At 34.5% G+C, this 24,374-nt stretch carries 22 protein-coding genes; 12 read left to right on the top strand and 10 right to left on the bottom strand.

The genetic code is table 11. The features are described from left to right. Positions 1-505 precede the first annotated feature (505 nt). Positions 506-2,041: a SulP family inorganic anion transporter gene (locus AC0NBN_RS11000; RefSeq protein WP_160811840.1), complete on the bottom strand. Its 1,536-nt coding sequence runs from the start codon at positions 2,039-2,041 to the stop codon at positions 506-508. Positions 2,042-2,367: 326 nt separating this feature from the next. Here AC0NBN_RS11000 and AC0NBN_RS10995 point away from each other — a divergent pair, with 326 nt between their 5' ends. Next, on the top strand, positions 2,368-2,661 hold the full coding sequence (locus tag AC0NBN_RS10995; protein WP_089745721.1) for a hypothetical protein: 294 nt from the start codon (positions 2,368-2,370) through the stop codon (positions 2,659-2,661). 71 nt (positions 2,662-2,732) lie between these two features. Here the strand turns inward: AC0NBN_RS10995 and bla are convergent, their stop codons facing one another. The 6 genes from bla to AC0NBN_RS10965 all read right to left on the bottom strand — a co-directional run bounded on the left by bla (position 2,733) and on the right by AC0NBN_RS10965 (position 8,750). After that, on the bottom strand, positions 2,733-3,485 hold the full coding sequence (gene bla, locus AC0NBN_RS10990) for a subclass B1 metallo-beta-lactamase (RefSeq protein WP_160811841.1): 753 nt from the start codon (positions 3,483-3,485) through the stop codon (positions 2,733-2,735). 110 nt (positions 3,486-3,595) lie between these two features. Continuing rightward, positions 3,596-4,792, bottom strand: coding sequence for an efflux RND transporter periplasmic adaptor subunit (locus AC0NBN_RS10985; RefSeq protein WP_160811842.1), 1,197 nt, complete (start codon positions 4,790-4,792; stop codon positions 3,596-3,598). 58 nt (positions 4,793-4,850) lie between these two features. Further along, on the bottom strand, positions 4,851-6,122 hold the full coding sequence (locus tag AC0NBN_RS10980) for an ABC transporter permease (protein ID WP_160811843.1): 1,272 nt from the start codon (positions 6,120-6,122) through the stop codon (positions 4,851-4,853). A gap of 158 nt (positions 6,123-6,280) precedes the next feature. Further along, positions 6,281-7,510, bottom strand: a complete 1,230-nt coding sequence (locus AC0NBN_RS10975) for an ABC transporter permease (protein WP_143885594.1) — start codon at positions 7,508-7,510, stop codon at positions 6,281-6,283. Between the two features lie 237 nt (positions 7,511-7,747). Further along, positions 7,748-8,011 (bottom strand): four helix bundle protein, encoded by a 264-nt coding sequence (locus tag AC0NBN_RS10970; RefSeq protein WP_474468376.1) that lies wholly within the window; start codon positions 8,009-8,011, stop codon positions 7,748-7,750. A gap of 49 nt (positions 8,012-8,060) precedes the next feature. Beyond that, positions 8,061-8,750, bottom strand: a complete 690-nt coding sequence (locus AC0NBN_RS10965; protein ID WP_143885595.1) for an ABC transporter ATP-binding protein — start codon at positions 8,748-8,750, stop codon at positions 8,061-8,063. Between the two features lie 431 nt (positions 8,751-9,181). Here AC0NBN_RS10965 and AC0NBN_RS10960 point away from each other — a divergent pair, with 431 nt between their 5' ends. From AC0NBN_RS10960 to AC0NBN_RS10925, 8 genes are all read left to right on the top strand, one after another. Further along, positions 9,182-10,156, top strand: a complete 975-nt coding sequence (locus AC0NBN_RS10960) for a ribonucleotide-diphosphate reductase subunit beta (protein ID WP_089745735.1) — start codon at positions 9,182-9,184, stop codon at positions 10,154-10,156. 3 nt (positions 10,157-10,159) lie between these two features. Continuing rightward, on the top strand, positions 10,160-10,540 hold the full coding sequence (locus AC0NBN_RS10955; RefSeq protein WP_160811844.1) for a hypothetical protein: 381 nt from the start codon (positions 10,160-10,162) through the stop codon (positions 10,538-10,540). 512 nt (positions 10,541-11,052) lie between these two features. Then, the gene (locus tag AC0NBN_RS10950) at positions 11,053-12,711 is read left to right on the top strand and encodes a ribonucleoside-diphosphate reductase subunit alpha (protein WP_143885597.1); all 1,659 of its coding nucleotides are present in this window, start codon (positions 11,053-11,055) and stop codon (positions 12,709-12,711) included. A 159-nt stretch (positions 12,712-12,870) separates the two neighbouring features. Beyond that, a complete protein-coding gene (locus AC0NBN_RS10945) occupies positions 12,871-13,320 on the top strand; it encodes a hypothetical protein (RefSeq protein WP_143885598.1) in 450 nt (149 codons plus the stop codon). Further along, positions 13,317-13,517, top strand: coding sequence for a helix-turn-helix transcriptional regulator (locus tag AC0NBN_RS10940; RefSeq protein ID WP_143885599.1), 201 nt, complete (start codon positions 13,317-13,319; stop codon positions 13,515-13,517). Before AC0NBN_RS10945 ends, AC0NBN_RS10940 begins: the two co-directional genes overlap by 4 nt. Positions 13,518-13,616: 99 nt before the next feature. Then, positions 13,617-13,970 carry a hypothetical protein gene (locus tag AC0NBN_RS10935; RefSeq protein WP_160811845.1) on the top strand — a complete coding sequence of 118 codons (354 nt, stop codon included), beginning with the start codon at positions 13,617-13,619 and terminating at the stop codon, positions 13,968-13,970. A 364-nt stretch (positions 13,971-14,334) separates the two neighbouring features. Beyond that, on the top strand, positions 14,335-17,607 hold the full coding sequence (locus AC0NBN_RS10930; protein WP_160811846.1) for a T9SS type A sorting domain-containing protein: 3,273 nt from the start codon (positions 14,335-14,337) through the stop codon (positions 17,605-17,607). 80 nt (positions 17,608-17,687) lie between these two features. Further along, positions 17,688-17,936, top strand: coding sequence for a hypothetical protein (locus tag AC0NBN_RS10925; protein WP_160811847.1), 249 nt, complete (start codon positions 17,688-17,690; stop codon positions 17,934-17,936). Between the two features lie 125 nt (positions 17,937-18,061). On the opposite strand, the gene AC0NBN_RS10920 is transcribed toward AC0NBN_RS10925, so the two are convergent. Both AC0NBN_RS10920 and AC0NBN_RS10915 read right to left on the bottom strand, forming a co-directional pair. Further along, positions 18,062-18,223: a hypothetical protein gene (locus AC0NBN_RS10920; RefSeq protein WP_160811848.1), complete on the bottom strand. Its 162-nt coding sequence runs from the start codon at positions 18,221-18,223 to the stop codon at positions 18,062-18,064. Between the two features lie 42 nt (positions 18,224-18,265). Beyond that, on the bottom strand, positions 18,266-19,093 hold the full coding sequence (locus AC0NBN_RS10915; RefSeq protein ID WP_143883308.1) for an ion transporter: 828 nt from the start codon (positions 19,091-19,093) through the stop codon (positions 18,266-18,268). A gap of 58 nt (positions 19,094-19,151) precedes the next feature. Between AC0NBN_RS10915 and AC0NBN_RS10910 the strand changes: the two genes are divergently transcribed. Together AC0NBN_RS10910 and AC0NBN_RS10905 are read left to right on the top strand one after the other, a co-directional pair. Continuing rightward, positions 19,152-20,249, top strand: coding sequence for a Nif3-like dinuclear metal center hexameric protein (locus tag AC0NBN_RS10910; RefSeq protein WP_160811849.1), 1,098 nt, complete (start codon positions 19,152-19,154; stop codon positions 20,247-20,249). Positions 20,250-20,251: 2 nt separating this feature from the next. After that, a complete protein-coding gene (locus tag AC0NBN_RS10905; protein ID WP_143883310.1) occupies positions 20,252-21,028 on the top strand; it encodes a zinc ribbon domain-containing protein in 777 nt (258 codons plus the stop codon). Positions 21,029-21,193: 165 nt separating this feature from the next. Here the strand turns inward: AC0NBN_RS10905 and AC0NBN_RS10900 are convergent, their stop codons facing one another. Then, complete coding sequence (locus AC0NBN_RS10900; protein WP_160811850.1) at positions 21,194-22,972, bottom strand: AMP-dependent synthetase/ligase; 1,779 nt, start codon at positions 22,970-22,972, stop codon at positions 21,194-21,196. 239 nt (positions 22,973-23,211) lie between these two features. Between AC0NBN_RS10900 and AC0NBN_RS10895 the strand changes: the two genes are divergently transcribed. Further along, on the top strand, positions 23,212-24,351 hold the full coding sequence (locus tag AC0NBN_RS10895; RefSeq protein ID WP_143883312.1) for an acyl-CoA dehydrogenase family protein: 1,140 nt from the start codon (positions 23,212-23,214) through the stop codon (positions 24,349-24,351). The last annotated feature ends 23 nt before the right edge of the window (positions 24,352-24,374 follow it).

Genomic DNA, 24,374 nt, shown 5'->3' with positions numbered 1-24,374 from the left:
ATTGCTTCTTTTTTCAAACTGTTGATTTATCCTTTGCTCTTTATATATAACGCAAAGTTTTATTTTTCAAACCATTTTATTTTTAGATGTAAAGGCTAATAAATTGCTTTTCAGGCGTGAAAACATTATTTTTTTTAAATTGATGATTCATCCTTTACTCTTTATATATAACGCAAAGTTTTATTTTTCAAACCATTTTATTTTTAAGATGCAAAGGCAAATAAATTGCTTCGCAAAGCGTGAAAACATTACTTTTTTTTCAAATTGTTGATTTATCCTTACTCTTTATATATAACGCAAAGTTTTATTTTTCAAACCATTTATTTTAAGATTCAAAGGCAAATAAATTGCTTCGCAAGGCGTGAAAACATTGCTTCTTTTTTCAAACGGTTGATTCATCCTTTGCTCTTTATATATAACGCAAAGCTTTATTTTCAAAACGTTTTATTTTTAGATGCAAAGGCAAATAAATTGCTTCGCAAAGCGTGAAAATTTAGCAATTTTCTTAATTATTCGTCATTACTTTATAGGTTGGATCTTCAATGATATTGACATCAATTACATTCTCTGCATTTTTGAGCAATTGTCTGCAATCCGGACTCAAATGTTTTAAATGGACTGTTTTTCCTGCTTTATGGTATTTCTCGGTGACTTTATTCAGTATTTCAATGGCAGACATATCTGCCACTTTACTTTCTTTGAAATCTATAATAACTTCCTGCGGATCACCCGCTACATCAAACTTATCTGCAAACGCTGAAGCAGAACCAAAGAATAATGGTCCATAAATTTCATAATGCTTTACACCTTTTTCATCTGTAAATTTTCTGGCACGAATACGTTTAGCACTTTCCCAAGCAAACACCAAGGCGGAAATTACAACACCAATCAGCACAGCCAAAGCTAAATTGTGCAGAACGATGGTAATAAGTGCTACCAGAATTCCTACAAAAATATCGTGACGAGGCATCTTGTTTATGATTCTAAAACTAACCCACTCAAAAGTTCCGATAGAAACCATCATCATGACACCTACCAAAGCCGCCATAGGAATCTGCTCAATAACAGAGCCTCCTATTAAAATAACAAGCAATATAGTTAGTGCACCTATGATTGCAGAAAGCCTGGCTCTTGCTCCTGCTCCAATATTTACCAACGTCTGGGCAACCATTGCACAGCCTCCCATTCCTCCGAAAAAACCGTTGGCAATGTTAGCCATACCTTGTGCTGCAGCTTCACGATTAGACTGACCTTTGGTATTGGTAATTTCATCAACCATATTAAGCGTGAGAAGACTTTCTATCAATCCAACTCCTGCCATTACTAAAGCGTAAGGGAAAATAATTTTGAAAGTTTCCAGATTAAAAGGGATTTGAGGAATATGAAAAGAAGGTAAAGATCCGCTTACAGATGCAATATCAATCACTTTTTTTGTATTTATATTCAAAAAATAAACAATTCCGGAAACTACAATGATAGCAACCAAAGAAGCCGGAACAGCTTTAGTAAATTTAGGAAGAATAAATACAATGGCAATTGTAAGCATCGTTAATCCAGCCATGAGGTACAGTGCATTTCCCTGCATCCAGACTTCGGTACCATTTTGAAAAATTTTGAACTGCGCAATCTGAGCCATAAAAATAATTACCGCAAGACCATTGAGAAAGCCATACATTACCGGTTGTGGAATTAATCTTACAAACTTGCCTAACTTAAATATACCAACAAGCAACTGGAATAACCCTGCTAAAATGACTGCAGCAAAAAGATATTCAACTCCGTGTGCAGCAGCCAATGCAATCAGCACAACAACAGTCGCTCCTGCTCCTCCCGAAACCATTCCCGGTCGTCCGCCCAGAACGGCGGTAATTAATCCCATTAAAAAAGCCGCATAAAGTCCGGTTAAAGGGGAAAGTCCTGCCAATATAGCAAATGACAAACTTTCAGGAATCATGGTCATAGCGACGGTTAATCCTGCTAAAATTTCATTTTTGTAATTAATCTTCTGTTTGAAATCAAACAAGTTGATTATTTTTTGCATAATGTATAAATTGTAGAATTTGAAATATTCCTGATCGAAATAATCAGGCACGATTGATAGCCAATAAGTAATTGGTAAAATAACAGTTTGACCTTAGATCAAGGCGGTGTAACCTGAGAAGATGTTTGTACCGTATTTTTCATAGAGCTGCAAAGCTACAAATTTTTAATAAATAGAGAAAACTTGTCGCGCCAGAGTAAAAATGATATTTAAAGACTTTATATAGTAATCGATCAAATCTCAAAATTTTCTTGTTTAAGATTAAAAAAAATCCCTATATTGAAAAATGTAAATTTGTATCATCAGAAAATAGTTAATCTGAAATTATGGGAAAGAAAAAATATAAAAAACAATTAATCAGTACCCTGAAGTCACTGGAAAATACGGAACATTACATTTTGGAAAGTATGACCAATCTGATGCTGTTTGGGGAATTGAAGAAAAGCAAGATTGAATTTAAAAACGGAGACACTTTTAGTTTCAAAGACAATATCTTTGATTACAGTGAAGATAAAAACATCAGAAAACTGGCAAAACTTCGCAGAAAAATGCTCAAAACGATGAATAAGCTGGTTAATAAAAATAAATTTAAAGATAAAGAGATTAAGTTTTTAAGCTGATTCAGAACTTAAATTATAATAATAATAAAGTCCCATATTTGGGACTTTTAATTTTTAATCAACATAATCTGTTACTGATTATTCTTAAATAGTTGAATGGTATAATCTAATAATTCTGTTCCTCCAGCATATCCGTGACCGGGAATAATAATCTTCGCATCAGAAAACTTTGTTTTAATTTTTTCTACAGTTTCAGACCAGTTTTTTACATTGGCATCTCCAAGATATCCTTTAGTAGCATTTATTTCTTTAATAAGACAACCGCCAAACATTACCTTTTCTTTCGGAAAATATCCTATGATATTATCTTTGGTATGACCCTCTCCCAAAAATTCAGCATACACATTTTGATTTCCAACATTTAATACCAGTTGTCCGTAGAAGCCATTTTGAGGTATCTTAAAGTCATTTTTTTTGGTTAATTCAATGGTTTTATTATTAGCATAAGAAGGAATTTTGTTTTTATCAAACTCTTTCAGACCGCCCACACAATCATCATGAAAGTGGGTAGCGATCACGGCGTTTATTTTACAATGAAGCTTATCTTTAATCCAAAAAATAAGTTCAGAGGAGCTCTTATCATCTACCGGAGTATCAAAAACTATGGTTTCTTTCTTGTCTTGCACAATCATTCCGTTGCATTCAACTCTTCCGAATGACTCGGTGTTGAGATAGGAAATATGCTGGTAAACATGATTTGATAACTGAATGATTTTTAAATTCTCAGATTGATAAACAATCTTGTTTCCCTGAAAGCTGGATTTTTGCGAATGACAGCTTAACAAAATAAATGCTGAAATTAAAATCCCTAAGATTGGCTTCATAAAAATTATTATTGAACTAATATAAAAAATTTAAACAAGAAGTAAAGTAACCATCAAACTCATATCAAAAAAAAATCCTGATCAATTCAGGATTTTTTTTAAAATTATAATTACTTACCAGATTTTTCTTTCAGTTCTTCTTTGTCTTTATCGGAAGGATTCCACACTTTTACCTCTGCATTTTTATCAATTCCTGAGAGAACCTGCACATTGATACCGTCACTGGCTCCGAGTTTTACATATACTTTTTTAAATTTTCCATCAGCTTGCTTTACTTCTACAAAAGGTTTGTCTTTTCCGTTGCTTTTTTCGTACTGGATAAGAGATTCATCCAAAAGAAGAGCATTATTCTGAGAGCTTAAAACAATTTCTCCGTTGGCAGAAAATCCTGCTCTGATGTATTCATTATTAGGATTAAATACGTCACCCTCCACAGGAAATTTAATGGTTCCGTTGTTGTCTTTCCCTTTTGGAGCTATCATCGTAAGCTTTCCGGGAAAAGATTTATTCTGCAACGCTCCGATCACTATGTTCATATCCATTCCCTGTTTTAGTTTTCCTGCCTGAGCTTCATCAATCTCTCCCTGAAAAATCAAAGAGTTAAGATCTGCAATAGAGCAAATGGTTGTTCCCGCATTGAAAGAGTTTGCCTCAATTACCTGGCTTCCGACTTTCACCGGAACTTCTAAAACAGTTCCTGAAGCTTTTGAGCGGATCTGAGTGGTTGCTAAACCCTGCAATTCCGGAATAGCACCCGTTTTAGCGATTTGCAAGGCTTTTTGTGCCGTTATCAACTGTTGATTGGCGTTTTTCAAAGCCTGCTGTTGTGTGTATAACTGCTGCTGTGCTGTTAAATATTCCTGTTTTGAAATAACTCCCTGCTTAAAAAGTTTTTCAGACATAGTAAACTGCGTCTGCATATTAGAAACATTCATTTTGGCATTATTAATCTGAAGCTGCGCATTCTGCACATTTTGCTGCGCATTATTTACCTCTGCGATATTCGGAACAATTCTTACGGTTGCGATAAGCTGTCCTGCTTCTACACGATCACCTTCATCTACAAGAATTTTATCAATAATTCCTGCTATATTGGGTTTGATCTCAATTTCTTCCTTAGGAATAATCTTTCCGGTTGCCATTACTTTATCTTCCATATTCTGGACGGTTGGCTTTCGGGTAAGAAAAGTTACACTTTCTTTTGAGTTGGATTTTACGAGGTAGCTGATTCCGGCAAATAATGCAACAGCAAAAATAAGCCCGAGCAGAATGTAAATTGCTTTTTTCCAGGTAAACTTCTTTTTCATATGTTTAATAGTCTATTTTTATTTACAATTTAGAGATTTATATAATCTTATTTAATACTTATTCACTTCTTAACGCTTCAATCGGTCGGATCTTTACTGCTCTCTGTGCGGGAATCATTCCGATAATGAGTCCCAGCAAAATCATCACACCCATTGCTGAAAATACATCACCGTAATTTACTGTGGGATTGTAAAAAGGAAACGCATCCTGATTTTTTGTGGATATATCTATAATCATCAGTAAAATAATTCCGAACATAAACCCAATCAAACCTGAGACGAGAGTGATCACAACACTTTCCAGCAGAATCTGATTTCTTACTTCAGAAGGTTTGGCTCCCAAAGCACGGCGGATTCCAATTTCTTTGGTGCGTTCTTTCACGGTGATAAGTAAGATATTAGAGATCGCAATAACTCCGGCAATGATCGTTAATGTTCCTACAATGATTGTTAACAGCTGCATTCCTGTAAGAAAACCGGTCATTTTCTCAAACATTTTCCCTAAATTGAATGTTCCGAATGCATTGGTATCTTCCGGAGAGACACTGTTTTTACTTTTAAGCTCATCTTTTGCCTGCTCTTCCACAATTGCCAAATCTGCATCGGGCTTACTTACGATCGCAAAAAAGTCTACGCGGTCACCATCATTAAACATTTTGGTAAAAGTTGAAAGCGGGATGAAAGCGGTGGTATCATTGTTATTCGGACCTCCGGCTTTGGCTACTTTATAAACTCCTATGACGTTGAAAAATATTCCTTTAATATTGATTGATTTTCCGATAGGATTTTCATTTTTCTTGGCATCGAAAAAGTTTTTGTAAATACCTTCTCCAATAACTGTCACGTTTTTGTTTCCTGAAATATCGGCATCGTTGAGGTAACGTCCGAAAATCAGTTTCTTTTCTGAAATTTTATTTCCTACAGGATAATCTCCGGTCAAGGTATAAACTGCAGTTTTTCCGTTTCTGCTCATCTGCTCGCCCGGATTTCCGAAACTTCCTCTGGAATTCTGAGGAGATATATAATCTATCTGCGGAATTTTTCTTTCCAGCAAATCCATATCCGGCAAATGAAGCGACATTTGTCTGCCTTTTGGAAAACCGTTGTAAGGAATTGATGTATTTTGCGCCCAAAGAAATATAGAATTGGTCGCAAAACCTGAAAAAAGTTTATCGAAACCATTTTCCATTCCTTTTGCAGCACCCAAAAGACTTACATACAAAAACATTCCCCAACCCACCCCAATCATGGTGAGAAAGGTACGAAGCTTATTATTCTTAAGTGAATAATAAATTTCCTGCCATGTATCTTTTCTGAATATGATGTTCATTTTCTAAATATCAATTTTTATTTACAACGTGAATTTGATTTTTTCCTGATTTATAATTACTACTGCCCACTTCTAATCATGTATAGATTCTTTGAGTATAGCGGATATTCAAAATTATCATTTCAAACTTAAAATTCACTATTTACCATTCACTATTGTCATTCCGTTCTCAATGCTTCAATCGGTCTGATTTTAGAAGCCCTGTAAGCCGGAATAAACCCTGCAATCAATCCCGAAATAACGAGACAGATAAACGCTGCAAAAATCAACCCCCATCCTACACTAGGATCTTTAATGAAATATTTCTCAAGACCGTCGCCTATCAGTTCCAGTGTCAAAACTCCAATTCCTACTCCAATAAAACCTGAAATAACTGTTATGACAATACTTTCCTGCATAATGAGCCCTACAATACTTCTCGGTTTGGCTCCTATTGCTTTTCTTACTCCAATTTCTTTGGTTCGTTCTTTTACGATATATACCATGATATTGCTGATCCCAATAATTCCCGCCAGCAAAGTTCCCATTCCGATAAAACCGACAATCATCGTAATCACAAAAAGGAAAGTGAAAGAATCTTTAAGTCCTTCTGCACGGTTGTTGACAAAAATTGCGTTTTCGTCATCCGGAGATACTTTTTTTCTTGCTTTCAGCTCTTTTTCCAGATTTTTACCGTATTCGATAGCCTGTTCAGGTTTCATATTTTCATCATACGCAATGTAAATACTGCTTATCGTATCAGAACCTTTTTTGATCTGCTGTAAAGTGGAAACCGGTAAGCTGATCATCCGCTCATCCCAGTCTCCTCCGTCGTCTGCAAAAACCCCTATTACTTTGAAGATACTGCCATTGATTTCGACTTCTTTTCCTATAGGATCACCATTTTTTATCAAATCCCGCTGAACCATTCTTCCGATTACCGCCACATATTGATTATTGGCGATATCTCTTTTTGAAATAAATCTTCCGTTTACCAGTTTTCGGTTTTCAATAAATGATTCTTCATCGTTTGCTCCCGATATCTGATAATTACCGCTTTCTTTCCCATATTTCACCAAAAAATTAGTAGAATATCTCGGTGTGGAATACTGTACCTTATCAGGCTGAGAACCGATGATGGCTTCATAATCAGAATTATTCAGGGTTATATCTCTATTTGCCTGCAAACCACCGTAAGCAATATTGGTACGTCCTGTAAAAATTGAGATCAGATTTTGTGCATCTCTTGTAAATCCTTCCTGAAAAGCATTCTGAAGACCATTTCCGATCCCGAAAAGCACAATGAAAATATACAGTCCCAATGCTACAGTAAAACCAGAAAGTACCGTCCGCAAAATATTGCTACGGATAGAACTAAAGATTTCCTGCCAACGATCTAAGTCAAACATATTTTTGTTTTTTTTACTTTGTAAAAAGTCAATTTGCTTTGCAGTAAATTTTGCTTCGCAAGTCAATTATTTCAATGTCAATCTTTACCTTGTTAAAATTCACAGTTGACTATACACAATTGATTATTTCAACATTCCACTTAGCAGAATAAATGTTGTTTTTAATTTGCTTCCTGCTTTTTTCCAAATCTTCTAAAGCAACATATTCTGATTCTATAATAATATCAAAATATGTATCTAGTTCATTACAGAACCTCGTGAGATTTCAAAATATCTTTTCCTTTCAATTTCTGATTTTCTGGAACAGCCTTCTGTAATATTTAAAATTACTGACGTGGAAGCTCTTCTTATCTGATCTATTAAATTGAATTTTTCCTCATTCGGAAGTTTTTTTAATATTTTATAACATTCGAGTCTCAACTCTCTTGCTGTTTTATAAACATCTAGTCTATAATGATTAAGATTTAAAAACATTTTTTCGTTTATTTCATTTGTGTTCATCTTTTCATCAATTCATTTACGAAGCAAAATTGATGATTCACAATTCACATTAAAGCACAATCTGCTCAATAAACTCATCACTCTCAATGATTCCGTCGCGGAGTATTACATTTCTTTTGGTTTGTGCAGCTACATCCGGCTCGTGTGTAACAACAATAATTGTTTTTCCTTCATTATTAATATCCTGAAGGAGCTTCATGATATCATGCGTCGTTTTGGAATCTAACGCTCCGGTTGGCTCATCAGCAAGAATGACTTTCGGATCTGTAATTAATGCTCTTGCAATGGCAACCCTTTGTTTTTGTCCACCCGAAAGCTCATTGGGAAGATGATTTGCCCATTGTCCCAATCCTACTTTTTCAAGATATTCTAAAGCTTTCTGGTTTCGCTCTTTTCTGGGAACATTCTGATAATACAAAGGAAGTGCAACATTTTCCACGGCTGTTTTATACCCGATCAGGTTAAAAGACTGGAAAACAAATCCTAAAAATTTGGATCTGTACTCTGCGGCTTTTACCTCGTTGAGATGCTCAATAGGAATTCCGTCCAGTTCATAAATTCCGGAATCTTTTTCGTCCAAAATTCCGATAATATTCAGCAAAGTAGATTTTCCCGAACCCGAGCTTCCCATGATAGAGACAAACTCACCCTCGGAAATATTAAGATTTATCCCTTTGAGAACGTGCAGTTTACTCTTTCCTGTATCGTATGACTTATGTAAATCCTGAATTACTAACATTAAGCTAAGCTGTTTTAATTTTTAATAAGTAGCTTCACAAGAGAATTTGTTACAATATTTCAAATTTCTTTTGTTTTTGGCTTGTTTAATATTTAAAACTTTGATAATCATTAATTTAAATTAAATTGTTTAACTGAAATCATACCTAGACAATTATTTTAATATGTTAAATCGCTCTGATCCAATACCAAAGGGAGTTTCATGTAAATGTGGAAAACTTTTAGGGTTAAAAGTCAGCCAATTAGTCTTTAGCTCTTTCAAAATAGAGGTTGGTTTTCTAACTTTGTACGTAGTTTGTGATATGAATAACAAATTCGGAAGGAATGTAAAGCCGAAAGCTAACATTCAGATAAACAATAAGTTATTCAAAAGTGCAATTTTCTAAGCATAATGACCGCCGGTTTTAGTAAATAAAAAATTAAATTTTTAATATGGGAATTTTCGATAAAAGAGTTAGTTATAAGCCATTTGAATACCCTGAAGTTCTGCAGTTTGTAGAAGCGATTAACAAATCTTTCTGGGTACATTCGGAAGTAGATTTTACCGCTGATGTTCAGGATTTTCATTCTCAGCTGGAGCCACACGAAAAAAATGCAGTAAAAAATGCACTTTTGGCAATTGCTCAGATCGAAGTTTCCGTAAAATCTTTCTGGGGAAACCTTTACAACCACCTTCCAAAGCCTGAACTGAATGGTTTGGGAGCTACATTTGCAGAATGTGAATTCCGTCATTCGGAAGCCTACTCAAGATTGCTGGAAGTTTTGGGTTATAATGAAGAATTCCTTCATGTGGTAGAAGTTCCTGCCCTGAAAAAAAGAATTGAATTTTTATCTAATGTTCTGAAGCATGCCAATTCTGCAACACCGAAAGAGTATGTTTCATCGCTTTTATTATTTAGTATTCTGATTGAAAATGTGTCTTTATTTTCTCAGTTTGCGATTATTCTTTCGTTCACGAGATTTAAAGGATACATGAAAAATGTTTCCAACATTATTGCATGGACTTCGGTGGATGAGCAGATTCACGCCAACGGCGGAATTTATCTGATTAATAAAATACGTGAGGAACAGCCTGATCTATTAACGGATTCTGATATCGAAGATATTTATACTTTAGTTGATCAATCGGTAGAACTGGAAGGCGAAATTCTAAGCTGGATTTTTGAGCTGGGTGAACTGGATAAATTTTCGAAAGAAGATTTGATCAACTTCATGAAATACCGAGTTGACGATAGTTTGAAGAAAATCGGTATGGAACCGAGATATAAAATTTCTCCTGAAGAATACCGTCCGTTGATGTGGTTTGAAGAGGAAGTTTTTGCCAATTCTATGGATGATTTCTTCGCCAAAAGACCGGTAGATTATACAAAGCATGATAAGAGCATTACGGCGAATGATTTGTTTTAGGAAATGATTAATGAAAAAATTTTCAACAATAAAATTTCTGAACTAGGAAATAATTCTGGGAATAACATTTTAAAAGTCATCGCCTTAATAAAGGATAAATATAATCTTAATAATAGTTATTATTTTATTCTTGACTCTTTCATCACTAAATTAGGATTAGGATTTTCAAATATGTCCGTACTAAATAAAAATGATAAAGTTATAGGCTACAGTCCAAGATTAATATTTTACTCAGATAATATCTTCGGTTTAAAAGCTGAAACTAAAATTCTTTCATTAGAAATTATGGATTCAAAATCAAGTTCAGCTTTATTAGCAAAAGAACTTATATATCAAATAATGAGATTTGACGAAATTGAGAATTTTATAAAAAATAAAATCTGAGCGAAGCGAGCACCGAAACAGTTAGTATTAGAGATGTCATGCTGAGCGGAGTCGAAGCGAAGTAAAAAATCTTAAGTAGTAAGATTGCTTTCAACCTTAACAGGGTTAATAAAAAAAACCTCATATGTTTTCAAAAATTATGAGGTTTGATAAAAAAACCAATAGAAACGAGCTTTAGCCTGTTTTCAAAAGAATAGAAATTCGTTTGGCTTTAGCCAAAACTTAAAAGAATTTTTTGTACAAAGAACCTTGTCAGGGTTTTAAACCCTGACAAGGTTGATAAAGAAAAAGAAAGAACTTAAAAAAGATTGTTTTACTTTAAATAGTCAATAACGAGGTTCAGAAGTAAGGAAAAACAAAACGTAGTTTTAGCCCTGATGTTGCAGCGACATCCTTTTTTTGTTTTAAACAAAAAAGATACAGCGGAAAGCAGGCAGAAAAGTGAGGAGAAAACAGACATTTCTGCTCCTAAAAATAAAAAACAATGCATTTTGCATTTTACAATATAAAAAATGGAAGAACAAAACAACAATATCTGGTGGCTCAACGAAGAATCTGAGCAAATGCTGAACAGAGGCTATCTTCTGAAAGGCGAAACGGTAGACGGTGCCATTGAAAGAATTACCACCGCAGCAGCAAAAAAATTATACAAACCCGAACTGCAGCCAGCTTTCAAGGAAATGATCACGAAAGGATGGATTAGTTTTTCTTCTCCTGTTTGGGCAAACATGGGAACGCAGAGAGGTCTTCCAATCTCTTGTTTCAATGTTCATATTCCGGACAGCATCGAAGGAATTACCCACAAAATGGGTGAAGTCATCATGCAGACAAAAATCGGGGGCGGAACTTCGGGATATTTCGGGGAACTCAGAAACAGAGGAACAGCAGTTACCGACAACGGAAAATCTTCAGGAGCAGTTTCGTTTATGAAGCTTTTTGATACTGCAATGGATGTGGTTTCTCAGGGTGGCGTAAGAAGAGGTGCTTTTGCAGCATATCTTGATATTGACCACGGTGATATCGAAGAATTTTTATCCATCAAAGACATTGGAAGCCCGATTCAGAATTTGTTTACGGGAATTTGCGTTCCGGATTACTGGATGCAGGATATGATTGACGGTGATATGGATAAGCGTAAAGTCTGGGCAAGAGTTTTGGAAAGCCGTCAGCAAAAAGGTCTTCCGTATATTTTCTTTACCGATAACGTTAACAGAAACAAACCTCAGGTTTACAAAGATCTAGGACTGACTGTTAATGCAAGTAATCTGTGCTCGGAAATCATGCTTCCGTCAACCAGAGAGGAGTCTTTTATCTGCTGTCTTTCTTCTATGAATTTGGAATTGTATGACGAATGGAAAGATACCAACGCTGTGAAGCTTGCTATTTATTTCCTTGATGCGGTTTTATCAGAATTTATTGAAAAAACGGAAGGGAATTATTATCTGCAGGGTGCAAGAAACTTCGCCATGCGTCACAGAGCGCTTGGTTTGGGAGTTTTGGGTTATCATTCTTATCTGCAGAAAAATATGATTCCGTTTGAAAGTTTTGAAGCGACTCAGTTTAATGCAAGAGCGTTCAGACACATCAGAGAGCAGGCTGATATTGCGTCGAAAGAATTGGCAAATATTTACGGCGAGCCGGAACTTCTGAAAGGATACGGAATGAGAAATACCACTTTAATGGCAATCGCTCCTACTACTTCGAGTTCAGCAATTTTGGGACAGACTTCTCCGGGAATTGAGCCTTTCGCATCGAATTATTACAAAGCAGGTTTGGCAAAAGGAAACTTCATGCGTAAGAATAAATATCTTGCTAAATTATTAGAAGAAAAAGGTCTTGACAATGAAGATACATGGAGAACAATTATGCTAAATCATGGTTCTGTTCAGCATTTAAATGAATTAACAGACGAAGAAAAAGCAGTATTCAAAACGTTTAAAGAGATTTCTCCGATGGAGATTATTTCTCAGGCTGCACAAAGACAACAATACATCGATCAGGCTCAGTCTCTGAATTTACAGATTCCGTCTACGATGCCTGTAAAAGATGTAAATTATCTCTATATTGAAGCCTGGAAGAAAGGAGTGAAAACACTATATTACCAAAGAAGCTCATCAGTTTCTAAGGAAATGATGGTAAATTTTGTAACTTGTTCGGCTTGTGAGGCTTAATATAAGATCAAGTAAAAAGTCAAAAGAAACAAGCAAGTTTAGCTATAAACATATTTAAACCGCAGAATTTTTTCTGCGGTTTTTGTTTAAATAGAAAGTAAAAAAAACTTTACAAATTGTAAAATATTTTTTACATTTGTGTCATTAAAATTTTACAATATGAATACATTACCACTTTTACCTAACCGCTTCAAAACGATTGGCTGGTTTATTTTTATTCCGTCACTTATTTTTGGATTAATCTCTCTTTCAAGGTTCTTTGATTTTCAGATTTCATTTCCCGTTATCTATAATTCAGGTTTTTTTAATCACGGAGAAACAGGTTTTATGAAAACCACAGAAGTTGATTTATTCCCCAATTTATTTGGTATTTTAATCATTATTGGCGGAATTCTTGTTGGATTTTCGAAAGAAAAAATTGAAGACGAATATATATCGAGTTTACGCCTAAAATCAGTTTTTTGGAGTCTGATCGTTACTTATACAATAGTTCTTCTATTATTTTTAACCGTTTTTGGAATGTTATTTTTTACCTTTATGATTTTCATTATGTTTTTGCCGTTGGTTCTTTATGTTTTCAGGTTTAATTATTTACTGATGAAAAAATGAAAAATACAATTAAAATCGCACGAGCCTTTAAAAATATTACTCAGGAAGATTTAGCTAAAGAGATAGGAGTTTCTAGACAGACTATTAATGCTATGGAAGCCGGAAAGTACGTTCCTTCAACCGTTTTGGCTTTAAAAATCGCCAAATATTTTGGTAAAAAGGTTGAGGAAATTTTTGAGCTTGAAGAGAATGATTAGTTTAAGCAGCAAAAAATTTATTAATCGTTCGTTATGAATGATGATTTTGATTTGAATGCAATTAAATAAGTGACTACGGAGAATAATAAATTATAAAAAATGAAAAAAGTCATACTTGTTTTACTGATTTTGGCGGCGAATATTGTTTATTCACAGTATAAAATTTATGCTTTTGTTGGAAAGAAAATTTCTGTGGAAAGAGTAAAATCTGATGACAGCTTTTATTTGAAATATAAAAACATTTATAAGGTTGAGCAAAGTTTCAATGACGAAATAAAAGCAGATACGATTGTTTTCAATTCTTTTACTCACATGAATCAGATTAATTATTCTATTTACGATTATGCAATTATTTATGTAGTAAAAAATGATAAAGGAGAGATTGTTCATAAAAGAACCTATTTTACACCAATTGTTTTAAAAGAAACGGAAAATGGTACGGATTTGAAATAAATGAAAAAAGAACTGAAAATTATTTACCGATAAAACCACATAAATTACGGATAAAAAATAGCAGAAAAGCTGCAAAGACCATTATTCCTGAGTTTAAGAAAGAAAAGCATATTGTAGAGGCATTTTATCCTCCTAAGTTCTTTGAATACGTTAATAAAAACACTGTAAAAGCCAGATTCCTTCAATCTGCTGAGAATTTAGTCAAACAAAAATTTTAATTTAAACTTTCCTCAATAGATTCATATTGAGGTATTTTAAAATCAAAATAATAACACCGTAATGTGATTTTTTTTGTAGCAGAGAAAAAATATTTGTACTTTTGCCTTGTTGATTTTATCTCTAATTTCAATCTAAAAAAACACAAATGAAAAAAACTCTCATTGCTCTTTGTGTAAGCTTATTTTCATCGGCTTACTCTCAAAATCTGAATTTCACAGATTCCAAATTCAAAAGTTTAATCTTAAGTTCCAATCCGGGCAACAGTATTGCAAAAGACGTTAACGGAAATTCTATTGCTATTGATGCAAACGGCGATGGAGAAATTCAGCTCTCGGAAGCTCAACAAGTAAAAATATTAAAAGTACAGCTTCCCACATTTGCAAGTAACTTAGTCCCGGATAGTGTTTCTGATGCAACATTATTTGCCAATGTTGAAGAACTTTACATTTATCATGCACATTCTGTAATTCTGAATTATTTAAATAATAATTACATCAGAAAAGTAAAGTATATGCCATCAATAGACGTTAATCCAAGTATTGTTGCATTTACTTTTGATAACTGTTCCTCTTTACAAACATTGAATGATGTAATAACCTCACCTGTAAATAGCCAATATGCCACTATTACTGCTGAAAAACTGAGCATCAAAAATTGTTCTCAACTTATCCCCAATCAGATTATTGAAGGAATACTTAAAGAACTTACCATTGAAAACAGTCCTGTAAGTGATTTAACCATAATAGTTGATGGTGGTTTTGAAAAACTCAATGTCCCAAACTTGTCATCTTTAGTTAATATAAAATTATCTTCTTTAGCTTATGGAAATTTTGCATCCATTCCTGTAGAAGTGGTGGCAAATGACTGTGTCAACTTACAGCAAATTACAACACAAGATATCTTGCCATATATATCATTACTCAACGTAAACGGATGTTCTTCTTTAAAGAAAATAAAAGGTCTTAATGCTCCGAATATTGATTTATCATCTGCAGGTTTAGTGAATCTTGAAGAATTAGACTGCGGATTTTATAACAGATATATTTACACGTCATCCTCAATGGGTTCTGTTACTTTAGGAACCGCAACTACATTAAATCTTGCAGGGCTTCCTAGTTTAAAAAAACTTGTGGCTTTTAATCAGCCTATCAGTACTGTTAATTTTTCTCCTACACCATTACTAGAAGAGATTGATATTGTAAATACGGCTCGTTTTATGCCGAATGTTAATATTAGCAATTTATCTCATCTACACACTTTAAAAGCATTTAAACCGCATGAGAATAATGATGGTTTACCTCAAAATCTTGAATTGGTAAATGCGCAAAACTGCACATCGTTGGTTAATTTAAAATTAGGCGGTAATGCAGAGTTGAAAGAATTAAACTTAAATAACTGCTCTAGCTTAGTTAATTTTTTTATAGGATACAATAATAATTTGGAGATTAGCTTTGGGGGGAATTTAAACACTTTAAATCTTCTAGGTTGCACTGCTCTTAAAGATTTTATCATTCAGGGTACACAACTTAACACTTTAGATCTTTCGCAATGTAGTTCTTTAGAAAATTTAAGCATTGAATATTGCTCAACACTTATTAATGCTATTATGCCTAATAATTCATTAGCATTATCAACAGTAACATTAGTATATTGCCCATTAATCACCCAGTTTGACGTTTCCAATGCTTCAAATTTATACGGAATCAGTGTTATAAATATGTCAGGTTTAGTAAAACTGAATCTTAGAAATGGAGCATATGAAGGTCCTTACTTTTCAGGTTCCTTAAACAATAACTTATCTGTATGCATAGACGATGTACAATTAGCGGATGCACAAGCGGAATATCCAGATATATATTTCTCTACAGACTGCAGTAATTTAATTACTACAGTCTGGAACGGAACATCATGGAGTAATGGAGCACCTACAGCAAATATAACGGCCATCATTGATGCACCTTATTCCACTGTTTCAAATCCTGCATTCACCGCTAAAAACATCATTGTTAATAAGGATGCCGTACTGGAAATAACTTCTGGAAACACAATCAATGCAGGTGATGTTACAATAAAAAATGATGGAAATCTTATTCAGAGAGATGGATCTGTTTTAAATTATTCAGGAGTGTTTACCGTAAGAAAAAAGGGAACAAGCTACGTTGATCAATACGCATTCTGGTCATCTCCTGTTATGTCTCAAAATCTAAGTAACATTTACGAAAGCGGAGGTACTCCGCAATTCATCACAGAATATAATACAGCGACTGATTATTTTGTGAACGCAGCTTCTACAACTTCTGCTTTTGCAAAAGGATATTCTATTAAAACACCTATGTCTAATTATTTTGAGACATCTTTAAAATTTGTTGGAACACCCAACAACGGCACCCAGACTTTTACTTTGTCAACGGCAGGGAACGGATACAACCTTGTAGGAAATCCTTATCCGTCAAATCTTGATTTAGTAGCGTTCTACAATGCCAACTTAACAAGAATCTTAAATACTTTCTATTTCTGGGACAACACCAGCAACAGCGTAACGGTACAGGGTGGAGCTACCACTACAAACGTAGGATATGCAACCTATAACCCGGTTTCTCAAATCTGGACTCCGGCTCCGAATATTTCGGTTATCCCTACGGAAAACAGCGTAAAAATAGGACAAGGATTCATCGTCAAAGCGACTAATACAGCAGATACTTCTCTAAGTTTTAACAATGATATGAGAACTGCAGCTCCGGCGACTTTTTACAACAAGAACAATTCATCTGCGGAAGGAAAATTCTGGTTGAGATTAAACTCTTCTTATAATACGAACAATACATTTGCAGTAGCTTATATCAACGGAGCGTCCAACTCATTTGATCAGTACGATTCAAAAGCAATCGGAACAGGTTCTGATGCGTTTTATACATTGGCAGGCACTCAGAAACTTGTGATTCAGGGGAGAGAAAGCTTCAATATCAATGATGTGGTTCCTGTAGGTGCAAAACATTTCCAAAACGGGAACTTCACCATTTCATTGGTACAGAAAGAAGGAATTTTCAATAACGGACAGTCGATTTATCTTCATGATAAAGTAACGGGAACTTATACTGATCTTCAGAATAATACTTACTCATTTGCAGCCAACTCGGGAGATGTTTCCAGCAGATTCGAGATTGTTTACAAACTGGGCGTATTATCAACTTCAGAGGTTTCTAAAGACTCTTTTGAAGTGTACAGAAACGGAGATCACTTTGTGGTAAGAAACAACAAAAATATTGATAGTGTAATCGTTTATGATGCTTCAGGAAGACAGATTCAGACTGTTGAGGGAGGTTCTAAGGAAATCAGAATCACTCTGGATGCAAAAGGAGTGTATGTTGTAAAAGCAGTATCTGAAGGTAAAGAATACACGAAAAAAATAATTAAATAAGAATAATGGAATCGCCTGACTGATTTGATTAAAAACAACAGACAGGCGATACATATAACTTGAAAAATGAAAATTAAGATATGAAAAAGATATTAATAACTGCTTTATTTGCTGTTTCCGGTTTTGTATTAGCGCAGGAACAGGAAACATCAGATAATCCTTATGTATATGAAACTCAGAACGAGGTAGCAGACGAAGATACTTATCCCGGAAATCCCGGAGATCCAAATCCTGCTCCTATTGATGATTATATTCCTGCATTGTTTGTTTTAGCTGCTGCCATTGCTGTACGAGCTAAAATGAATAGAAAAGTGAAGGAAAGCAATTAGAAACCAACATAATCAAATGAAAAACTCCCGAAAAGGGAGTTTTTTTATGTTAATATCTACAATAACTAACTTAAAAGTAAGTTATATTACAAATAACAAAACTTTAAGACATTCAGATTTAAGAATTATTCATTAGGTCTTACAGGTTGTATTTCGCCAGTATTCATATTTTCAAAAACGGCTGGGAAAAACATAACGAGTACGCCGTATATAATAATCATTAATGCTGTCAAAGCAATTAAAACAAGAACTAAATTGTTGGGTCTGTTTCTTTTTTGTGGTTCCATGATTTTGGTGGTATTGAATTAATAGAATTTTTATAAAAACTACTAAGCCAATTTCTTGCCACACTGTTTGCAATATCTTGCATCATCATCAATATCTTCATTTCCGCAGCGTTCACACACCTTTTCCAGATTCTGTCTTTTATTTCTCATTTCTGCAGTTACAATTCCCGTAGGAACAGCAATGATAGAATAACCAGCAAGCATCAGAATAACTGCGAAAATTTTTCCGGCAGGAGTAATCGGTGAGACATCGCCATATCCTACAGTAGTTACTGTCACCACTGCCCAATATATAGATTGAGGGATCGATTCAAATCCTTGTCTTCCACCTTCCACCATAAACATTAAAGAGCCTACGATAACAGAAAAGATAACCAGAAACAGAAGAAAAATATAAATTTTTCTTGAGCTGTTTCGCAATGCTCTTACGATCACAAACCCATCATTCATAAAATCCAGAAGATTAAAAATCCTGAAAACTCTCAGCATTCTCAGCATTCTGAAAATCAGGAAATATTTGGTGAAAGGGAAGAAAAAACTAAGATAAAAGGGAACAAGTGAAAGAAAATCTATAATTCCGAAAAAGCTGAAAATATAATTTTTTTTATTTTTAACAACGGCTATTCTCATTCCGTATTCAATGGTAAAAATGATAGAAATAATCCATTCAATTATTATAAAATAAAGATTAAACTCCTTATTGAGCTTCGGAATACTTTCCATCATGATGATAGAAGTACTCAGCAAAATAAGAATCAGCAAACCCACATCAAAAAGTTTTCCCATTCTGGTATCTGCCCGGTAAATAATGCGAAACCAGATTTTTTTCCAAAGCTTGTCTCCGGCAGCCAGATCGTGTTCTCTTTCCATGAATGTTTTTTGTTTTAACTAAATAATAACTAATTTCGTAACAAACTTACAGAATAAAATGACAATAAAAGAAGTAATTTCTATCATAGAAAAGCAGATTGCCATTCCGCAGGCAGAAGATTTTGATAACGTCGGATTATTATGCGGAGTTCCGGCAAGAAACGTCAGCGGAATCCTTGTTTGTCATGATGCTCTGGAAAATGTGGTTGATGAAGCTGTCTCTAAAAACTGTAACCTTATTGTTTGTTTTCATCCTATTATTTTTTCAGGATTAAAATCAATTACCGGAAAAAATTATGTCGAAAGAGCGGTTTTAAAAGCCATAGAAAACAAAATTGCGATTTATGCCATACATACAGCCTTCGATAATGATTTTTTTGGAGTGAATGCAGGAATATGCAACCATCTAGGTCTTAAAAACTTAAAAATTCTTCAGCCTAAGAAAAATAACCTGAAACAGTTGACAGTTTTAGTTCCGAATGACTATGCAGAAGCTGTAAAGGAAGCATTATTTGAAGCGGGAGCCGGGAATATTGGTTTTTATGATGAATGCAGTTTTACTATCGAAGGTAAAGGAACATTCAGACCCAATGAAGGTTCTAATCCCTTTTCAGGACATCAGAATGTACGTGAAAATGCGGATGAAAGCATGATTTCTGTAATTTTTGAAGCTTATAAAGAAAAAGCAGTTACGTCAGCCATGATAAAAGCGCATCCTTATGAAGAAGTTGCGCATCAGATTTACAGTCTGGACAATCATAATCAATATTCAGGTTTGGGAATGTTTGGCGAATTTGATGATGAAATAGACGAAAAAGATTTTCTGAGATTTATTAAAGGTAAACTCAATGTAGACGTTATCAAACATTCAGATTTCATAGATAAAAAAATTAAAAGAGTAGGGGTTTTGGGTGGTTCCGGAGCCAGCGGAATAAAATCTGCTTTGGCAAACCAGTGTGATGCTTACATTACAGGAGATCTTAAATATCATGACTATTTTCTGGCAGAATCCCGGATGCTGATTTGCGATGTGGGACATTATGAATCTGAACAATGGGTTGCTCAACAAATATTTGAAATTTTATCACAAAAAATTAGTACATTTGCAATCTTAAAATCTAGTGAAAAAACAAACCCAGTAAATTATTTCCTTTAGATATGGCAAAAACCACCGAAATTTCAGTCGAAGAAAAATTAAGAGCTTTGTATGATCTTCAAATCATCGATTCAAGATTGGATGAAATCCGTAACACAAGAGGAGAATTGCCAATTGAAGTAGAAGATCTTGAAATTGAGATTGAAGGTCTTGAAACGAGAGCTGAGAAATTTCATGCAGAAATAAAAGATCAGAACGATCAGATCAATACAAAAAATGAAGTGATCAATCACGCCAAAACGCTTATTGAAAAATACAAATCTCAGCAGGATAACGTAAGAAACAATAAAGAATTTGAAGCGTTAGGAAAAGAAATAGAATATCAGGAACTGGAAATTCAGCTTGCCGAAAAAAGAATCCGTGAATTTGGCGCTAAAATTGGTCATAAAGAAGAAACTTTAGCAGAGCTGAATAACAAGATTAATGATCTTAAAAATCACCTTAAATTCAAGAAGGAAGAATTGAACGGTCTTATTTCAGAAACGCAGAAAGAAGAAGAATATTTAATAGAAAAATCTAAAGAATTTGCTTCTAAAATTGACGAAAGATTGCTGGCTTCCTATAACAGAATCAGAAGTAACTCTTCTACAGGTTTAGCAGTTGTAGGCTTGGAAAGAGGAGCTCCGAAAGGTTCATTCTTCACGATTCCGCCGCAAAAGCAAATGGAAATCGCTCAGAGAAAGAAAATCATCATTGATGAGCATTCAGGAAAAATTCTTGTGGATGACGAATTGGTAATCGAAGAAACAGAGAAAATGAAATCTGTGATTAAATTCTAATAATACTTCGTTTTAAAATATAAAAAGCTGCCTTAATTTAAAAAGGCAGCTTTTTTATATAACTGTAATGTACATCAAAACAAGCTGAAAAGCATCAAAATTCCCATCTTGTTTTTAATTAAAAGATAAAAATATAAAACCGCTTCTTTTGAAGCGGTTTTATATTTATTCCTGATGTCCGTACATCTTATTATAAAGATCTATAAATTTCTCTTTAATTGCTTTACGTTTTAGTTTTAAAGTAGGAGTGAGAAGCCCGCTTTCAATACTCCATACTTCAGGGGTGAGTTCAATTTTTTTAATTCTTTCCCAATTGCCAAGATGTTCGTTTATCTTATCAATCTCTTTTTCAATTCTTGCCTTCAGTTCAGGACTTTTGGCAATTTCCTGTGGCGTTGTTCCCAGATTCAAATTATTTCTCAATGCCCAGTTTTTAGCAAACTCAAAATCGGGCTGTACAAAAGCTGTCGGCATTTTTTCGCCATCACCTACAACCATAATCTGCTCAATAAATTTTGATGCTTTCGCCAGATTTTCAATTGTTTGGGGAGCAATATATTTTCCGCCTGACGTTTTGAACATTTCCTTCTTACGATCTGTAATCTGAAGGAAGCCTTCGCTGTCGATATGACCGATGTCTCCGGTTTTAAAGAAACCATCTTCGGTGAATGTTTCTCTGGTCATTTCTTCATTTTTAAAATAACCTTTGAAAACAGAAGGTCCTTTTACTGTAATTTCGCCATCTTCCTGAATTTTTACCGTCAAATTATCCAACGGATGACCCACTGTTCCCACTTTCATTTTTCCGAAAGAGTTAACGGATATTACAGGCGAAGTTTCGGTAAGCCCATATCCTTCCAGAATGGGAATTCCTGCGTTCTGAAACATCAGATTCAGTCTTGTTGACAGTGCTGCAGATCCTGAAACTAGAGTAATGATTTCGCCGCCAAGTCCTTCTCTCCATTTTTTGAAGACCAATTTATCGGCAATGATTTCCTGTAGTCCGGAAGGTTTTGAAATCACTTTTTTCTTCTGAATTAAATTCAGTGCCCAAAAGAATATTTTTTGTTTCAATCCGCCTGCATTAGAGCCAGTATTGTAAATTTTATCATACACTTTTTCTACAAGTCTGGGAACTACGCTCATATAGTGAGGTTTTACCTCTTTTACGTTTTCGCCCATTTTTTCGATGCTCTCCGCAAAGTAAATAGAAAACCCATTGTATTGAAACAAGTAGAAAAGCATTCTTTCGAAAATATGACAGATGGGTAAAAAGCTTAAAATCCGGGTGTCTTTATAGTCCAGACTTTTATTTTTAGGAATTCTGGGAACAGAACCCAAAACATTCGACACAATATTTTCGTGAGTAAGCATTACTCCTTTTGGTTTTCCTGTAGTTCCTGAAGTGTAGATGATGGTTGCAAGTTCTTCAGTATTAATTGCTTTAGAAAGGTCTTCAACTTCTATTTGGGTAGAATCATCTTCGCCCAGATCAAGTACTTCTTTCCAGTTGGCTGCGCCGTTGATGTTGTCAAAAGTAAAGACACCCTGTAAACTCGCTACATTATGTTTTATTTTCATCACTTTATCCAGCAATTCTTTATCAGATACAAAACAATATTTTACTTCAGCGTTATTAAAGATAAAATCGTAATCTTCCGGAGAAATACTAGGATACACAGGTACCGAGACAACACCGATCTGTGAAAGTCCAAGATCCATTACTGCCCATTCCGTACGGGAATTGGTGGTGATCAAAGCGATTTTGTCTCCGGGTTTTATGCCAAGTTTCAGAAGTCCGCGCGAAATTTTATTTCCCTGATTAATAAACTCCTGTGTGGATGTTTTTTTCCATTCACCCTGATATTTTGTAACAAACATATCATTTTTAGGAAGGTTTTGCAGCGCATAATAAGGGATATCGAATAATCTTTTTATAGTCATGATTTTTTTTATAATAGTTTGAAACTTAAATATAAGAATTTTTTTTAATTGTGGAATTGTTTCGTATTAATTATAAATATTTAAAATGCGTGCCATAATACCGAAGATAATTGAATTGATTTTTATTTTTGTTGAATATTTAAAAATTATTGATGATATATGTTTTATCTGCAATCATTAATTTTTTTTAACATTAGCCTAAAAAGTGTAAATTTACAGACATATAATTCTTACATTTTATGGACTTTAATTTATCAGAAGAACAGCTGATGATTCAGCAGGCAGCAAGAGATTTTGCACAAAACGAACTATTACCGGGAGTTATTGAAAGAGACCGTGATCAAAAGTTCCCGACAGAGCAGGTTAAAAAAATGGGAGAAATGGGACTTATGGGGATGATGGTGGATCCTAAATACGGTGGTGCAGGAATGGATAGCGTTTCTTACGTTCTTGCAATAGAAGAAATCGCAAAAGTAGATGCTTCTGCTGCCGTAGTAATGTCTGTAAACAACTCATTGGTGTGTGCCGGTCTTGAAAAATTTGCTTCTGAAGAGCAAAAAGTAAAATACCTTACTCCTCTTGCAAGTGGTGAAGTGATCGGAGCGTTTGCTTTATCTGAGCCGGAAGCAGGTTCTGATGCTACTTCTCAGAAAACAACAGCAGAAGATAAAGGAGATTACTACTTGTTGAATGGTATCAAAAACTGGATTACCAACGGTGGAACAGCAACTTACTACATCGTTATTGCACAGACTGATCCTGAGAAAAAACATAAAGGAATCAATGCTTTTATCGTAGAAAAAGGCTGGGAAGGTTTTGAAATTGGTTTAAAAGAAGATAAATTGGGAATCAGAGGAAGTGATACTCATTCTTTGATTTTTAATAATGTAAAAGTTCCGAAAGAAAATAGAATTGGTGAAGACGGATTTGGTTTCAACTTTGCAATGGCTGTATTAAACGGAGGAAGGATTGGAATTGCTTCTCAGGCTTTGGGAATTGCTTCAGGAGCTTACGAGTTGGCTCTTAAGTATGCTAAAACCAGAAAGGCTTTCAGAACTGAGATCATCAATCATCAGGCAATTGCTTTCAAACTTGCAGATATGGCAACGCAGATTACTGCTGCAAGAATGCTGTGCTTTAAAGCTGCTTCCGAAAAAGATCAGGGTAAAGATATTTCTGAAAGTGGAGCGATGGCAAAATTATATGCTTCTCAGGTTGCAATGGATACTACCATCGAAGCGGTACAGATTCACGGCGGATACGGATATGTAAAAGAATATCACGTAGAAAGAATGATGAGAGATGCAAAAATTACTCAGATATATGAAGGAACTTCTGAAATCCAGAAAATTGTGATCTCAAGAAGTATTTCAAAATAATTAAACAAAAACTCAAAAACACT

The organism is Chryseobacterium sp. L12, assembly GCF_056133985.1.
This window is presented reverse-complemented; position numbering and strand designations above follow the sequence as displayed.

Excerpts from the sequence above, each read along its gene's own strand:
- AC0NBN_RS11000 (WP_160811840.1), bottom strand. The coding sequence starts at position 2,041 with ATGCAAAAAATAATCAACTTGTTTGATTTCAAACAGAAGATTAATTAC.
- AC0NBN_RS10995 (WP_089745721.1), top strand. The coding sequence starts at position 2,368 with ATGGGAAAGAAAAAATATAAAAAACAATTAATCAGTACCCTGAAGTCA.
- bla (WP_160811841.1), bottom strand. The coding sequence starts at position 3,485 with ATGAAGCCAATCTTAGGGATTTTAATTTCAGCATTTATTTTGTTAAGC.
- AC0NBN_RS10985 (WP_160811842.1), bottom strand. The coding sequence starts at position 4,792 with ATGAAAAAGAAGTTTACCTGGAAAAAAGCAATTTACATTCTGCTCGGG.
- AC0NBN_RS10980 (WP_160811843.1), bottom strand. The coding sequence starts at position 6,122 with ATGAACATCATATTCAGAAAAGATACATGGCAGGAAATTTATTATTCA.
- AC0NBN_RS10975 (WP_143885594.1), bottom strand. The coding sequence starts at position 7,510 with ATGTTTGACTTAGATCGTTGGCAGGAAATCTTTAGTTCTATCCGTAGC.
- AC0NBN_RS10970 (WP_474468376.1), bottom strand. The coding sequence starts at position 8,011 with ATGAACACAAATGAAATAAACGAAAAAATGTTTTTAAATCTTAATCAT.
- AC0NBN_RS10965 (WP_143885595.1), bottom strand. The coding sequence starts at position 8,750 with ATGTTAGTAATTCAGGATTTACATAAGTCATACGATACAGGAAAGAGT.
- AC0NBN_RS10960 (WP_089745735.1), top strand. The coding sequence starts at position 9,182 with ATGGGAATTTTCGATAAAAGAGTTAGTTATAAGCCATTTGAATACCCT.
- AC0NBN_RS10955 (WP_160811844.1), top strand. The coding sequence starts at position 10,160 with ATGATTAATGAAAAAATTTTCAACAATAAAATTTCTGAACTAGGAAAT.
- AC0NBN_RS10950 (WP_143885597.1), top strand. The coding sequence starts at position 11,053 with ATGGAAGAACAAAACAACAATATCTGGTGGCTCAACGAAGAATCTGAG.
- AC0NBN_RS10945 (WP_143885598.1), top strand. The coding sequence starts at position 12,871 with ATGAATACATTACCACTTTTACCTAACCGCTTCAAAACGATTGGCTGG.
- AC0NBN_RS10940 (WP_143885599.1), top strand. The coding sequence starts at position 13,317 with ATGAAAAATACAATTAAAATCGCACGAGCCTTTAAAAATATTACTCAG.
- AC0NBN_RS10935 (WP_160811845.1), top strand. The coding sequence starts at position 13,617 with ATGAAAAAAGTCATACTTGTTTTACTGATTTTGGCGGCGAATATTGTT.
- AC0NBN_RS10930 (WP_160811846.1), top strand. The coding sequence starts at position 14,335 with ATGAAAAAAACTCTCATTGCTCTTTGTGTAAGCTTATTTTCATCGGCT.
- AC0NBN_RS10925 (WP_160811847.1), top strand. The coding sequence starts at position 17,688 with ATGAAAAAGATATTAATAACTGCTTTATTTGCTGTTTCCGGTTTTGTA.
- AC0NBN_RS10920 (WP_160811848.1), bottom strand. The coding sequence starts at position 18,223 with ATGGAACCACAAAAAAGAAACAGACCCAACAATTTAGTTCTTGTTTTA.
- AC0NBN_RS10915 (WP_143883308.1), bottom strand. The coding sequence starts at position 19,093 with ATGGAAAGAGAACACGATCTGGCTGCCGGAGACAAGCTTTGGAAAAAA.
- AC0NBN_RS10910 (WP_160811849.1), top strand. The coding sequence starts at position 19,152 with ATGACAATAAAAGAAGTAATTTCTATCATAGAAAAGCAGATTGCCATT.
- AC0NBN_RS10905 (WP_143883310.1), top strand. The coding sequence starts at position 20,252 with ATGGCAAAAACCACCGAAATTTCAGTCGAAGAAAAATTAAGAGCTTTG.
- AC0NBN_RS10900 (WP_160811850.1), bottom strand. The coding sequence starts at position 22,972 with ATGACTATAAAAAGATTATTCGATATCCCTTATTATGCGCTGCAAAAC.
- AC0NBN_RS10895 (WP_143883312.1), top strand. The coding sequence starts at position 23,212 with ATGGACTTTAATTTATCAGAAGAACAGCTGATGATTCAGCAGGCAGCA.